The 14,176-nt window shown below is 53.9% G+C and carries 15 protein-coding genes; 3 read left to right on the forward strand and 12 right to left on the reverse strand.

The annotated features are described in order from the left end of the window. Positions 1-4: 4 nt before the first annotated feature. Complete coding sequence (locus tag EKL30_RS14765; RefSeq protein WP_126708016.1) at positions 5-997, reverse strand: glutathione S-transferase family protein; 993 nt, start codon at positions 995-997, stop codon at positions 5-7. A 670-nt stretch (positions 998-1,667) separates the two neighbouring features. On the opposite strand from EKL30_RS14765, the gene EKL30_RS14770 reads away from it, so the two are divergent. Further along, positions 1,668-2,021 (forward strand): DUF1428 domain-containing protein, encoded by a 354-nt coding sequence (locus tag EKL30_RS14770; RefSeq protein ID WP_126708017.1) that lies wholly within the window; start codon positions 1,668-1,670, stop codon positions 2,019-2,021. Between the two features lie 72 nt (positions 2,022-2,093). Here the strand turns inward: EKL30_RS14770 and EKL30_RS14775 are convergent, their stop codons facing one another. The 5 genes from EKL30_RS14775 to EKL30_RS14795 all read right to left on the reverse strand — a co-directional run bounded on the left by EKL30_RS14775 (position 2,094) and on the right by EKL30_RS14795 (position 4,569). Next, the gene (locus EKL30_RS14775) at positions 2,094-2,600 is read right to left on the reverse strand and encodes a hypothetical protein (RefSeq protein ID WP_126708018.1); all 507 of its coding nucleotides are present in this window, start codon (positions 2,598-2,600) and stop codon (positions 2,094-2,096) included. Between the two features lie 197 nt (positions 2,601-2,797). Beyond that, entirely contained in the window at positions 2,798-2,998 is a 201-nt protein-coding gene (locus EKL30_RS14780; protein ID WP_126708019.1) for a hypothetical protein, read from the reverse strand. Positions 2,999-3,069: 71 nt separating this feature from the next. Then, positions 3,070-3,762, reverse strand: coding sequence for a cytochrome b/b6 domain-containing protein (locus EKL30_RS14785; RefSeq protein WP_126708020.1), 693 nt, complete (start codon positions 3,760-3,762; stop codon positions 3,070-3,072). A gap of 52 nt (positions 3,763-3,814) precedes the next feature. After that, positions 3,815-4,156 (reverse strand): hypothetical protein, encoded by a 342-nt coding sequence (locus tag EKL30_RS14790; RefSeq protein ID WP_126708021.1) that lies wholly within the window; start codon positions 4,154-4,156, stop codon positions 3,815-3,817. A 47-nt stretch (positions 4,157-4,203) separates the two neighbouring features. Continuing rightward, positions 4,204-4,569: a hypothetical protein gene (locus tag EKL30_RS14795; protein WP_126708022.1), complete on the reverse strand. Its 366-nt coding sequence runs from the start codon at positions 4,567-4,569 to the stop codon at positions 4,204-4,206. A gap of 360 nt (positions 4,570-4,929) precedes the next feature. On the opposite strand from EKL30_RS14795, the gene ribA reads away from it, so the two are divergent. After that, the gene (gene ribA / locus EKL30_RS14800) at positions 4,930-5,601 is read left to right on the forward strand and encodes a GTP cyclohydrolase II (protein ID WP_126708023.1); all 672 of its coding nucleotides are present in this window, start codon (positions 4,930-4,932) and stop codon (positions 5,599-5,601) included. 15 nt (positions 5,602-5,616) lie between these two features. On the opposite strand, the gene dbpA is transcribed toward ribA, so the two are convergent. Next, entirely contained in the window at positions 5,617-7,005 is a 1,389-nt protein-coding gene (dbpA, locus tag EKL30_RS14805) for an ATP-dependent RNA helicase DbpA (RefSeq protein WP_126708024.1), read from the reverse strand. A 138-nt stretch (positions 7,006-7,143) separates the two neighbouring features. Continuing rightward, the gene (locus EKL30_RS14810) at positions 7,144-7,794 is read right to left on the reverse strand and encodes an FMN-dependent NADH-azoreductase (protein ID WP_126708025.1); all 651 of its coding nucleotides are present in this window, start codon (positions 7,792-7,794) and stop codon (positions 7,144-7,146) included. A 118-nt stretch (positions 7,795-7,912) separates the two neighbouring features. On the opposite strand from EKL30_RS14810, the gene EKL30_RS14815 reads away from it, so the two are divergent. After that, positions 7,913-8,815, forward strand: a complete 903-nt coding sequence (locus EKL30_RS14815; RefSeq protein WP_126708026.1) for a LysR substrate-binding domain-containing protein — start codon at positions 7,913-7,915, stop codon at positions 8,813-8,815. Here the strand turns inward: EKL30_RS14815 and EKL30_RS14820 are convergent. From EKL30_RS14820 to EKL30_RS14835, 4 genes are read right to left on the reverse strand one after another with little or no spacing between them, the layout of a single operon-like run. Next, the gene (locus tag EKL30_RS14820; RefSeq protein ID WP_126708027.1) at positions 8,812-10,845 is read right to left on the reverse strand and encodes a nitric oxide reductase activation protein NorD; all 2,034 of its coding nucleotides are present in this window, start codon (positions 10,843-10,845) and stop codon (positions 8,812-8,814) included. The two genes, EKL30_RS14815 and EKL30_RS14820, sit on opposite strands and share 4 nt — an antisense overlap. Before the next feature lie 15 nt (positions 10,846-10,860). Then, positions 10,861-11,691: a CbbQ/NirQ/NorQ/GpvN family protein gene (locus EKL30_RS14825; RefSeq protein WP_126708028.1), complete on the reverse strand. Its 831-nt coding sequence runs from the start codon at positions 11,689-11,691 to the stop codon at positions 10,861-10,863. 7 nt (positions 11,692-11,698) lie between these two features. Next, positions 11,699-13,084, reverse strand: a complete 1,386-nt coding sequence (locus EKL30_RS14830; protein WP_126708029.1) for a cbb3-type cytochrome c oxidase subunit I — start codon at positions 13,082-13,084, stop codon at positions 11,699-11,701. A 40-nt stretch (positions 13,085-13,124) separates the two neighbouring features. Next, the gene (locus EKL30_RS14835) at positions 13,125-13,994 is read right to left on the reverse strand and encodes a c-type cytochrome (RefSeq protein ID WP_126708030.1); all 870 of its coding nucleotides are present in this window, start codon (positions 13,992-13,994) and stop codon (positions 13,125-13,127) included. Between the last annotated feature and the right edge of the window lie 182 nt (positions 13,995-14,176).

A 14,176-nucleotide genomic window follows, 5' to 3' on the forward strand; every position in this document is an offset into this window, starting at 1 on the left:
TCCTTTAAACAATCGGCTGCGTTGCAGTCACCTTAGGACTAGCAGGCTCCAGATTCAGCAGGGGCCCGGCCGGAACAATACCGTTAGGGTTGATGCTGTGATGGCTACGGTAATAGTGCTGCTTGATATGCTCGAAGTTGACCGTGGCCGCGACCCCGGGCCACTGGTATAGCTCACGCGTGTAGCGCCACAGATTCTCGTAGTCAGCCAGGCGCTTCAGATTGCACTTGAAGTGGCCGTGGTAGACCGCATCAAAGCGGATCAGCGTGGTGAACAGCCGCCAGTCAGCCTCGGTGACCCGGTCGCCCAGCAGGTAGCGCTGAGTTCCAAGCCGGATTTCGAGTTCATCAAGGAAACGGAACAGCGTGCCGACTTCGTGTTCGTATACGTCCTGGGCGGTCGCAAAACCGACTTTATAGACGCCATTGTTGACGGCATCATAGATTTCAGCGTTGATCGCATCGATTTGCGGCAGTAGCTCGGCGGGCGCATAGTCGCCTTCGCTGGCGCAGATTCCATCGAACGCGGAGTTGAGCATACGGATGATCTCGGACGACTCATTGCTGACGATCGTGTTGCGCTGTAGGTCCCATAGAACAGGCACCGTTACGCGGCCGCTGTAGCCGGGCTGTGCCCGCAAGTAGACTTCATACAAGTATTTGGCCTGGCCAACCGGGTCAGCCACGACGCCTGGGCCTGGCTCGAAGGTCCAGCCATTTTCGCCCATATAGGGATTGACAACGGACACGCTGATCATCTGGTCCAGGCCCTTTAATGTCCGTAGGATCAATACGCGGTGCGCCCAGGGGCAGGCCAGCGACACATAGGGATGATAGCGGCCAGGCTCGGCCCGGAATCCGCCAGTTCCACTTGCACCGGCACTGCCATCGGAAGTGATCCAGTTGCGAAACTGCGCATCGCTGCGCACGAAGCGCCCGCCCGTGCTCGCCGTGTCATACCACTGATCATGCCATTTTCCATCGACTAGAAGTCCCATAGTGATTCCTTTGTTTGTTAATTCCTTACGTTCGCCCGTTTACTCGACAATGGCGTCCAAGGCAATGTCCAAGGTGACCTGCATTAAGTTCGCTACGCTCGAATGGCTTCTGCCAGTTCAGCCAGCGCTTCGGCGCGGGTTACATGCGAACGGTTTTTTTGCGAGATAGTCCTGGGTAAATGCTCGCTTCAGCCTTGCGCCGCTTCCACCGATGGTGACATCGCCCTGCGAATCGCCGCGGCCAGTTCGGCCTGACCTATTCGCGCGTAACCGGAGTTTCGATGTAGTTACTTTAATAGATTCGGCTAGATGAATAAATACGCTGAAGAAACATATACTATTCAATAAACAGGAATAATCAAGGTTCAATAGAAGATGTCATAGATTATTTTTTGTCGATGCTTGTGAGGCGGATTCGATTGTCAGACGGAAGGGGTCTCAATCAGGCGGTGACACCAGTGGATGGACTTGGCTCACCCTTGGTTGCGCTCTCTCTAGTTGTGCGGCCAAATTGTCTGCAAGGCTTAGCCGGCGCGCGTTGTTGTACCGTTGACGGTGAGAAACGTCCTCGGGCAACCTTTTTTTTTAAGGTTTCACTTTATGCGCTACCCCTTAGCTCGTAGAATAGGGCGATATAAACCCATTTTTACTTTAGCAAAGGAGAACTGCGATGAAGTATGTTGAAGGGTTTGTTGTAGCGGTGCCTAAGGCCAATAAAGAGGCGTACCGCGATCACGCCGCAAAGGCCGTGCCATTATTCAAGGAATTTGGCGCGACGCGGTTTGTCGAATGCTGGGAAGACGACGTACCCGATGGCAAAGTCACCGACTTTCGCCGAGCCGTGAAGGCCGAACAGGGGGAGGTCGTGGTATTCAGCTGGCTCGAGTATCCGTCGAAAGAGGTACGCGATTCCGCTAACGAAAAGATGATGTCTGACCCGCGTATGAAGGCCATGGGCGAGCAAATGCCATTCGATGGCAAGCGCATGATCTTCGGTGGTTTCGTTCCTATACTCGACGTATAGAACGCCGCATGACGTGTTCACGCCCATGCACTGATGATCAAAATAATTGTAGGTGCTGGACCCCGTAATCGGCTATTTAAACTCCTTTTTCAGGTTGCGTAAGCGGTGCTTTACGGTTTTTCCATCGTATACATACTCGTCGATTTTATCGGCGGCCTGGGTGCTGGGGGTTTGCAGGGTAAGGTGCCGACCTTTCGCGGTGACCTTGATTTGCTCGTTGCATGAACCGAACTCAGGCGAAATGTCGTAGCCAGTTTTTTTCAATACGACCCACCGGTAAGTGATGGGACAGCCGTTGTTGCCGCTGTTGATTGATACCAAAGCTGCCTGGGACGTAGGCATATTGAACGCATACGTAATGTTAAGGATGCCGTGGATTTCCGGATCAACGTCAGTATTATCGATTTGAAGACGCGCTTCGTAAATATACTCGCTGCTTTTAACCTGTAGGTCGCCGTAGGGCGTGCTGAGCTGCAATCGAGATGGACTGATTGGCCAGCTGGGTTGGGCGCTTCCAAAGGCCGGACTCACCAGCATTAATAACGCGGGGGCAAGTAGTCGTGGAGCAAAGGCGAACATGGTGGAACTCATAGTAGGGATAACACCATCGAGGTGTTGGGCGACCGTGTTGGCTGCACTGTTATGCTCGTAGTCAACGTCGCGATAACGTTACAATATTACGCGGTAATACCACGCTTTGTAAGCGGTATTACAATTCATTTTTTGCATGCTGGCAAGTGATTGCAGCCGGTGGACGAATAGTATTGGCGTCTTGGTCAACCGGTACTAACGGTTAGATAGATCAAGACGAGGGACATCAGCACGAAGTAGACCGCCGCACCAGCCACGAGGCTTTTGAACAGATGTTTGATTTTTGTAGTAAAGGGCGGACGGCGGTCAGGGCGGCGAAACTGGGTGCTCCACCACCATGTGCCTGCGGCCGCCAAAATGCTGAGGAAAATAATTCCGATTTTCATCGTTGCATTTTAGCCTGCCCACTGCTGCAGGGCTCTTGATCGGGGATAGCGCAGAGCAATTTGCCAATTTATCAGTAGAATGCGTCCACTGATGGCGTCAGTGTCGTAAGCCCCCACACGGCGGCGGCAATAATGGTGGCAAGCGCTAAAGCACCCAACCGCGTCGCCCATGTGTCTTTCGCTTGGGCGGGCAAACTGGTGGGCGCTGTCGATAAATTGGCATCGCCACTGATCATGGGGCTGAGTAAGTCTTCTTGATACTTGAGCCGATACCAAACGATGGCGGCGATGTGAAGAACCACCATGGCAATAATCGGCCATTCATTCAGCTTGTGCAGGCTGGTAAACGTGTTTGACCAGTCTTCGTTCAAAAAGGCGAGCGGGCCAGAGGTCAGAACATCGTCGTTGGCGAATAGGCCGCTGAAAACCTGGAATGCCAAGAGCAGTAAAAGCGCCACAACCGACCATGCGCCCAAGGGATTGTGTCCGGCGATATGGCTGGAACGATCGCGCAAGTATTGCATTATCGCCGCAGGACCGTGGATAAATTGCGCGAAGCGGGCGTAATGCGAGCCTGCTAGCCCCCATACAAGCCGGAATACAATTAGCCCAAATGTGATCAGCCCAAACCGGGCGTGCCAATCCATCCATAAGCCTCCCAGCTTGACGGTAAGGAACGACGCGATCACGCATAGAGCCAGCATCCAATGAAATAATCGAATGGGAAGATCCCAGACCCGAATCCGGGCGATAGGTTGAGACATCGTGCTCCGTAGCTTCTAATCGTGATAGGGCTAGCTTTAACGCAACCTCGGGTTAGTGCAGGCTGGTGTCGTTGCTGCGCTTTAATAGTTCGATAAGCTTTTGCTTCAGCCCAGAAGAGAATATAGGCACAAGCACCAAAGTTCCAGCAGCGTCGATAACCGATTTGACTTCAATAAATTGATTGCTGAACGCCACCGTGTTTCGCGCATTCTTGTCGTAGGCTTGCAGTAGCTTATTAGCGGCAGCCTGAGCCCGGAATAAAACGGCTTCGGGCTCTTCTACGGCCTGGGCGGTGTAGTGGTCGATCAGTCGGTCCATATCGTCAAGGAAGAGGCTTAGTGCGAAGCTTCCTCGACAGTCGGCGCGTTCATAGCCCCATTGCTTTATGGTCATATGGACTCCGTGGTGACAATAATGTACAGAATGATAGCCCGTGCGGATCAGTTGATGCTGCGTGACGCTTGCTGTTGCGCTTGGATTTCAATAATCAGCTTTTCAAGATGGGGTGAGGTCCGCAGAGCCACAACTGGCGGCGCGTCCGGCTCGGCATCATCGCTTTCCAGATGTAGCTGGATCGTTTGGCCATCGAAGGCATCCGGGTTGGCCTGGATTTGCACATATTGCTTCAAAAGTCGGTCCACTGCTTTTTGTGCTTCGTACAGTTGTATGGACAAGGACGACTGGGCATGCAAGGTGAACTGTTGCTCTATGGTTTTTGCCAAATCCCAGCTAAAAAACATTAGCGCTTTTTGGCCGTGACAATCGGGATGCAGGAATCCCCAGGATTCATTTTGTGTCGTATTCAAATCGTGTATCTTTCAAGTTAAGCCGCGATATGTCGCTCGCTGGTTGGGCCATCGCAGGCATGGATTTATTTTATCCGGGATTTGAACAACGCGTTGGCATTGTGGAATCGTCCGGATGTGGGCTGTACCACGGTGGTGCCCATAACAGACGGTTCTGTTGTCCCGTTGGTGGAACGGTGAAAACTATTCGCGCCTACTACTGGCAATGGTGTTACAGAAGTACTATAGAAGCAGCCGGCACACCTTTTCATTTGGTTGCCGCAAAAAGAGGTCAGTGCAGCGCGCGACAGTCTTGTCGCTGGCGCTATACCATCATTGAAGAATGTTAACCTCTCGTCTCTTTAAGTTTTGAGGTAATTTATGCTGCCCCCGCATGGCGATGAAGCTGTCGTAGTCCAGAACAATAAAAAAGTTGCTGCTGGTGTTCCGTCAGATCACGAACTGGAATTTGTCGCATCGAGCAAGCTTCCTACCCCTTGGGCGACCTTCGGTATTCATGTGTTTATCGAGGCAGCAACCGGGAAAGAGCACCTGATGCTTACTCTGGGTGACGTCGGCGACGGCCGACCGGTCCTTGCTCGAGTTCATTCCGAATGTCTTACTGGCGATGCCTTGTTCAGTCAACGCTGCGATTGTGGTGCCCAACTTGAGACGGCGCTCAAAACCATTGCCGCGCAAGGGCGGGGCGCACTGTTGTATATGCGCCAAGAAGGGCGGGGAATTGGCTTGGTGAACAAAATCCGTGCGTATCAGTTGCAAGACCAAGGCGCAGACACCGTTCAAGCGAATGAGCGCTTGGGCTTCCCAGCCGATATGCGCCGATACGACTTGTGCAAGCCCATGCTCGATTATTTCGGAATCGTTTCATTGCGGCTCATGACGAACAATCCGCGCAAGGTCAACACCCTAGAGAGCCTTGGAGTTCCCATCGTCGAGCGCATACCCATCCAGGTAAATCGCAATCCGTTCAATGAAAACTACTTAAGCACAAAAGCCGCGAAGCTCGGACACTGGTTGAAAGAAAAGCTATAGCGGCTGTGTTTCAGTTTAGATGTCAGACATGAACCGCATCCGGAACCGTTTGCCCTTGATGTTTCCATTACTTAGTTTGGCGAAGGCTTCTTTAGCAATTTGGCGGTTCAGGGCAACGAAGCTTACGAATTCCAGAATATTGATCTTGCCAATCTGATCGGCGGAAAAACCGGCATCCTTGGTCAAGGCGCCCAGCAAATCGCCCGGCCGCAACTTGTCTTTTTTACCGCCCTGAACGCAAAGCGTGATCATGGGCGGATTCAATGATCCACCTGCCGCGGATTTTAAGTTTTTTGGATTCGCCCAGATCAGGGGCTGGCCTTGATATTTCTCGATCTGGTTAGCCCAGCGCATTTCATCAGGCGTGCACAGGCTTAAGGCCAAACCTTTTGCCTCGCTGCGACCGGTGCGGCCGATTCGGTGAATGTGCACTTCAGGGTCGGGCGTTACGTCAACGTTGATGACGGCGTCTAATGTCTGGATATCAAGTCCGCGTGCGGCTACATCGGTTGCGACCAGCACGGAGCAGCTTTGATTTGCAAACTGTATCAGTACATCTTCACGTTCACGTTGATCAAGGTCGCCATGCAAGGCAAGAGCACTGAAGCCGCGCGATTCCAGAACTTCGGACAGCTCGCGACATTGCGCCTTGGTATTGCAAAATGCCAATGTGGACACCGGTCTGAAGTGTTCGAGCAATAGAGCGACCGTGGCAAGACGGCGATCGGGTTCGATTTCGTAGAACAGCTGCTCGATTTGGCTGGCGTTATGGACGGACTCGACCTTGACTTCGGCCGGCTTCTTCATAAAACGGGCGCTGGCCTTGCGGATGTCGTCTGCATAGGTGGCGGAAAACAGCAAGGTTTGTCGTTTGTCCGGGCAAACGCTGACTATGTGGGTGACATCGTCGTAGAATCCCATATCGAGCATGCGGTCAGCTTCGTCAAGCACCAAGGTGCGGATTCCAGACAGGTCTACGGTCCCTCGGTCGATGTGGTCCATGAGCCGGCCCGGCGTCGCCACGATGACGTGTGCGCCGAATTTGAGCGATTCGACTTGAGGGCGAATGGGCGTGCCGCCGCACAGCGTGATGATTTTTGTATTGCCCAGCGCGCGTGCCAAACGCCGCAGTTCGTTCGCCACTTGTTCCGCGAGTTCGCGTGTGGGACACAGCACCAGCGACTGCGTCGCAGACAGGGCTACATTCAAGGAATGCACGATACCCAGGCCGAAGGCGGCGGTTTTACCGCTGCCGGTTTTGGCTTGTGCGATAAGATCGCGGCCCTCTACGATTAGTGGCAAACCTTGCGCCTGTATGGGCGTCATGGTCTGGTAACCGAGATTGTCAAGATTATCGAGGATTGCGCGCGAGAACGGCAGAGAAGAAAAAGGTAGAGTCGTCACGATAGGCCGGCAGAACGGTTCGTCTGGCCCGGAACCAGGATTGGTTCTGGGTCGAGATGTCAAGCTCAATTGTAGCTTGCGAATGGATCTGCCGGCCGCCCTTGCCAAGATGGCCTTGGACGTCAGTTCGAAAAACGATCAGGCAGCGGCTGGCGCTTCTTCAGCAACGAACGATTTGGTGGCTACGACCTTGATGCATTGATCAGCGGTTTGCAAGGCTTGAGCACGGCTTTCTGCACCCATATCGGTACCTTCGGCGCGCACGACGCGAACATCGGTGATGCCAAAGAATCCGAAGACGGTTTTAAGATACGTTTCCTGATGTTCCATGGCGCGACCGGCTTCGCTGGTCGAATAGATACCGCCGCGACTTAATGCTGCGATGACTATCTTTCCTTTTGCCAATCCAACCGGGCCGTTTTCTGTGTAGGTGAATGTGCGGCCAGCCTGAGCGAGGCGGTCGATCCAGGCCTTCAATTGCGACGGAATCGAAAAGTTGTACAGGGGAGCGCCCAATACAACGACGTCGGCAGCCAGAAATTGCGTGACCAACGCTTCGGATAATGCATTCTCGTTGCGTTGCGCCTCGGTCAAGGCTTCGCTCGAAGGAGGCAGTCTGAATCCCATGGCGTCGCGTGAGAAGTGGCTGGGCGTGTCGGCGGCAAGGTCCAGATACTGAATGTCGGTGCCGGGGTGATCGGCCATCCATTGGGACACGATATCTTTGGTGAGCTTGCGCGATACGGAATTAGCGCCGTTGATACTTGAGTCGATGTGTAGAAGTTTCATGTGTTCTCCAGTTGCTTAACAATAATTGGTACATGAGCATTATCGATTGTGGTGTATCGATTGATAAGTGGGCGCCAATGCGATAGATTGTCCTGTATTTGATGCGAATGGAAAGTCAATGCAAGACCTGAACGACATGTTGTATTTTGCAGAGGTGGTCAACGAGGGTGGCTTTGCGGCTGCGGGGCGGGCATTAGGCATACCAAAGTCCCGATTGTCCCGCCGAGTCGCGAAACTCGAAGCAGAACTCGGTGTGCGGCTCCTGCAGCGCACAACTCGCAAACTTTCTCTTACGACAGCAGGCGAGCTTTACTACCGTCACTGTGCCGCGATGTGCGATGAGGCTGAAGCGGCGGCTGCTGCGGTCGCGCAAGTGCAAGCTGAACCACGCGGCATCGTGCGGGTGGTTTGTCCGGTGACCCTCGCTCAAAATGTGCTCGGGCCTATCCTGACGGACTATCTGGCGCAATACCCTTTAGTCCAGGTTCACATGCAGGTAAGTAATCGCGTGGTAGATCTCATCGAGGAAGGAGTCGATGTCGCGTTGCGGGTTCGTTCGTCTGTCGCGGATAGCGGTAGTGCAGTGGTCAAACACCTGGGCCTGACATATGGTTTCCTCGTGGCGAATCCGCAGCAGATTGAACGACAGGGTAGGCCAACTGATCCCAGCGATTTAACCTTGCTTGATTCGGTGGCAATGTCAGTCAACGACGGGCGCGCCCTCTGGCACTTATTCGGTCCCCACGGCTCGCAGTACACCGTTACGCATAGGCCGGGATTCGTTGCAGATGACCTTCTTACCTTGAAGTTCGCCATACTTCGCGGTATAGGGGTGGGGGTTTTGCCCGATTATATGTGCAGGGACGAAATCGCTGACGGACGGCTTGTACAGGTGTTGCCCATGTGGGCTCCACAGCCTGGAATTGTTCACGCGCTGTTTGCATCGCGCCGCGGATTGGTGCCAGCAGTAAGATCGTTTCTGGATTTTCTGGGCGACCGAATAGCACCAGCCGTGCCTTAACGGGACAGCAGACGCCGCATCCAGTCCAGCAGCACGGTGGGAAGCAATTCGGGTTTGGGTAGCAAGGCATACTGGCGCGGACCAAACACAGCTGGCAGGTAGTTCGCAGCCTGCCGGTCTATGGTCAGACAAAAGGGAAAGATGCCCTGAAGTTTCGCTTCGCTGACCGCTTGTCGCATATCTTCAACGCCATAACGTCCCTCGTAATCGTCCGCATCGTTAGGCTTGCCATCCGACAACAGTAACAGCAGGCGATGTTGCGACGATTGTTTCATCAGCAGCATGCTGGCATGGCGTATGGCAGCTCCTGTACGCGTGTAATGTTCTGGCTCTAAAGCAGCAATGCGCTGAGCAATTGTCGTGTCATAAGGTTCAGCGAACTGTTTGACTGCACTTATGGTGACACCGTGTGGGCCTTCACCAGAGAATGCCTGGACGGAATACGGCTCGCCCAGCCCTTCCAGAGCGCTGCATACCAACAGTAACGCCTCTCGTTCAATGTCGATAACACGCTGATTCGCGGATAGCCAGGAATCGGTCGAGCTACTTATGTCGATCAGCAACAGGATCGACATATCTCGTTTTCCGGGACGCTGGTTTTCGTAAAGCGCCTGCGACATCGAATGGCCCGCTTTTGTATCTGACAGGGCGTCGATATAAGCGGCCAAGTCAATGCTATCCCCTTCGAGCTGCTTGCGTATTCTGCTGCGCTCGGGGCGCAGCATCTCGAAACGGCGGCGAATCATGTTCAGCATGCTGCGGTGCTTTTCGAGCGTTTCTTCTACCCATTCTTTAGGTCCTGCAGCGGGGGCCAGCAGGTGCACGGTTGTCCCGGGATTCCGGTATGCACCCATTCTGTAGTCCCATTCCGGGTAGTGCACGCTGTCTGCCGTTGGCTGGGTTGGTTCAGGTCGGGTCGTGGCATGACCCTCAGGCGGATCGTCCGACAGTAGCACGTCTTTCGGTCTGTCGGGCGTGGATACCAGCCTGGCTTCGGCGAGTTCCGATAGCGAGTCAGCAAATTCTTCAGCCGGTGTCTGGTCATCCCGGTCGGTGGGGCGCTGCATGCCCATCGGGTCTTCCGCATGTTCTATGGGTGCGGACGGCTGGATCATCCAGAGCCCTTGCTGTTCGTCATCTTCGTCTTTAGCAACTTCTCTTGTCTTGGGGCGGCGCGTCAGTCTGGCACTACGGAGCGGCATATTTTTGTCGGCGCTACTGATACCGTCTGCGGTGTGAAAGTCCGATGCTGTCACGGCGGGTAATAACAAGTCGCCGGTCCAATAGTCCTTGCATACGGCGTTAGGTCCCCACTTGGGCGAAGCCGGATCGATCAGAGCTAGCTTCGATGCCAGCTCCTTTGCTAAAGCCATCGAGTGGTAAGGGGTCGTGCATTCACCTACATTGGCAGGCGCCGCGCCACAGCGACTCTGCAATATCGCACGCAGCAAATTTTCGAGCGGTCGGTACCATGGCGAGATGGCGTCCAGCCTTGGTCGTGCATTCAAGGCATTGCGGCGCGCTGAATGAATCGGCTCAGCCATGCCGGGAAGTAGCTGCGATAGCGCCTCGTCACAAGCACACGCCTCTACCACCAAATAGGTATCTCGCTCTATGGTTGTGAGCAAGGAATCGACCCGCTGAGCGCTGCCTCGGTATGCGCGCATTGCCTGTTGCAACGCCATCGTACGAAACTGTTCTAGCGAACGATCAACGTCCGGGCTTTGGAAATCGCTCGGAAGCCATAGCGAGCGTCCATCAGTCGCTGGGACCGCCGTAGGCGGCATGGGCAAATCGCTTCGCCGGAATAGGGTGGCAAGTAATGTTCGCGGTGCAGGACGCTGTGCAATCCGCAAGGGGTAGTGCGTAGCGAAAACGGCGCCTATCAACAAATCGAGCCGGTCCGCAACGTCGCTAAGTTGGATGATTTTGGGTGCGTTCGGGTTTTGCCTGTGACGCTGCCAGAGGGCCCGTGCAAAAATCGTTGCGTGGCGTGCCGCATCGGTAATGACATCTTCTGCTTCGGCCATAAATAGGGAATCGCTTCAGGGGAAACTGAGGTCGACAAGATCCCGCATGGCGCCTATTAATGCGGCATCATCCGATAAGGGGGCGACCAGGCCCGCATAACAGGCGCGCCGTAGCGGTATGCCGCTGGCGATAAGCTTTGCGGTTGCCACCAAGAGTCTTGTGCTCGGTACTTCGGCCAGCCCTCGATCGTGCAGGTTGCGTAATTTATGTGCCAGAGTAACGAGCGAGCGAGCGGTACCGTCATCGACACAAGCCTCATGCATCAGTATGGTTGACTCGCGCTCGGCCGGCGGGAAGTCGAATTCCAGCGCAACAAACCGCTGGCGCGTGCTGGGTTTCATGTCCTTCAGCATGCGCTGATATCCAGGGTTGTATGACACTACCAGCTGAAATTCGGGAGAAGCTGTAATAAGCTCCCCCGTCTTATCTAGCGACAAGGTTCGCCGGTAATCAGTAAGCGAGTGCAGAACCACGATAGTGTCCTGCCGCGCTTCGACCACTTCATCCAAATAGCAAATGGCTCCGTGTCGTGCAGCGTTTGCCAGGGGACCATCTTTCCATACGGTATCGTTATGATGGATAAGGAATCTTCCCACCAGATCGCTGGCAGTAAGGTCGTCGTGGCATGACACGGTGATTAGGGGTCGACCTAGTCGCCATGCCATGTGTTCAACAAATCGCGTCTTGCCGCAACCGGTGGGCCCTTTGAGCATGACCGCTAATTGATGTCTGTGACATTGTTCGAAGAGGGTCACTTCATCGCTGAATGGAACGTAGTAGGGCTCGGAGTCGCCCGGCGGCGAAGCGATGCCAAGTTCTGCAATATTGCTCTTGCCGTTCGCCATTGTCTGCTCAGCTTGCACGACCGCTGCTTACTGCAGTGGCACCCAGGGCACGCGATCCAGTATCGTTGGCGACAATGCCCACCCGGGGCGCATGCCGGAAGAAGTCATAAATAAACAATCCGACCCCTATGGAAAATAAGGACGCACACGCAATCAACATAAGGAAATGCACCTGGATTTTCAGTTGTACGTCGAGGTAGCCTATGCCCATTACGCGTTCCAGATAAACCTGGCCAATTCCTGCCGTGGCGAAAGACAGCGTCATGCCGAACATACCGCTGATTTGAAGCCAGAATGCCCAGTAGCCGACCGTGCTGCCCTTTTCCGGACTGTCGCGAGTCATAGAGGGCATGGCGTACGAGATCATGGCCATGACGATCATGGCATAGGCGCCAAAAAACGCCGCATGGCCGTGCATGGCCGTAATAAGGGTTCCGTGTGTCCATTTATTGATATCGGGGAAGGTGTGGGCGAGTCCCAGCAATCCGGCCCCGAAAAGGCCAAAAACCGCGCTTCCGAGAGTCCAATGCAAGGCCAGGGTATTGGGATGGTTGAGTCCTGAACGGCGCATGGCCGAGTAGGCATACATCGCCATCCCCATCAGGGCGAGCGGTTCCAGCGCGCTGAAGAAGCCGCCTATCGGCAGCCAATAGCCGGGTACGCCTATCCAGTAATAGTGATGTGCCGTTCCAAGAATTCCTGCTATGAACACCAGCCCGACGATGACATAAAGCCACTTTTCCATGACCTCGCGGTCGGCGCCGGAAAGGCGAATTAACAGATACGCCAGGAAGGACGCCTGGATCATTTCCCAAACACCCTCCACCCACAAATGGATGGTCCACCAGCGATAATAAATCGAAACGATGTAGTTCTCGTAATGGAAAAGGGCAGGTATGTACAGGACTGCGGAACTGCCTAGGCCCAAGAGAAGCACGCCTTCGGTGGTGGTGAACCGCCCCGAGCGCTTGATGGTCATGCCAACGTTGTACAGGAACATAAGCATTACGATAACGATGACCAGCTTGTGCGGGAGAGGCTGCTCAAGGAATTTATTGCCCGTTCCATAGCGGAAAAAATAGCCAATAATGGCGGTGACGCCCATAATTGCCCATAAGCCCAGCTGGATATACGCCAACTTCACGCTATAAAGCTCAGTCCGCGATTCGTCGACCACCATCCAGTATGTCGCGCCCATGAAACCTGTCAGTAGCCATACGATTAGCAGATTGGTATGGACTGTTTTGGTGACATCGAAGGGCATAATGTTCAGGAAAGGATCGGGCCCCAGATACTTGGTTGCCGATAGCAAGCCGAAAACGATTTGCAATCCAAACAGTATTAAAGCCAGTGCAAAATACCAGTAAGCGACTGATTGAGATTTATAACGCATGGCAACTCCCCATTTATATGTCGAGTCTAGTTTTGGCCCGTTATTTAAAACTTGCCAGATAGGCGACCAATTGATCGATCTGTTCTGGCTGGAGGTCTTTTGTATAAGTCGTGGGCATGAACGAAGTGCCGTTGGCTGAATACATTGCTCCGGGGTGCAGATACGCGCTGGGTTCCACGATGGACTCGTGGATGAACTCTTCCACTGTTTTGGCCTTGCCTTTGTAGTTGGGTGCGGCCATTGTTTGCTGGGCGCGGGTGGCTATACCTGCCAGGGTAGGTCCTGCAAGGTTTACGCCAGGCGCAGTGGAGTGACACGCCGTACAGGCCGGAGTAACCGAGCGGAATAATGCCTCGCCTAGTGCGATGGGGTCGTTGGTGCTGGCGACTGGCGCGGCGCCCGGTGGGGTATCGCCTGCTGGCGATGGCTTCGAGCGGTCAGATTGCTGAGCCACTGAAAGATCAGTACCTGGGATCGAGCCCCCGGAAACCAAGATCGGGCGAGGCGGCCAGCCTTGGTTATCTACCTTGCTGACCCAATCCATGAAGGCGATGAGGTCGGTGATGTCTTGATCGTTGATGTTTTGTTTGGGCATCAGGCGGCGATGCCTGGTTTCGTCGTAAAACTGGGAAGGATCTTTCATAAACGCGGTTAAGTAGGGAGTGCCGCGCAGCTGGGTAATTTTTGTCAGGTCGGGTGCATAGTAGGCGCCTTCTCCGAGCATGGTGTGACAATTAATACAGTTATTCTTATGCCAGACGTTCTGGCCGCGTATTACGCTGTCCGTAATGTTATGGGAGTTTGTCAGCTTGGGAAATTGACGGTGTGTATCGATGGTAAGGCCCAGAAAAACCACGACAGCAATACCGGTTGATGCCACGGCGAATAAGCGTGTTTGCTTTTTATTCATGGGAGCCTCCGCCTATACGCCTATACCAGACCAATATTTGACTGAAATATAGGCAGCATAAAAAATAGCCGCGGCCCCAAGCAAAAGCACTGCATTGCTGACGATTTTTAGTGTTTGATATAGCGTCGAACCTTGCATGAGTACACCCCCCGTAATTGACCAAAAACCTATGGTGAAACGAA

The sequence above is a fragment of the Candidimonas sp. SYP-B2681 genome, assembly GCF_003971065.1.
Classification (GTDB): Bacteria; Pseudomonadota; Gammaproteobacteria; order Burkholderiales; family Burkholderiaceae_B; genus Pollutimonas.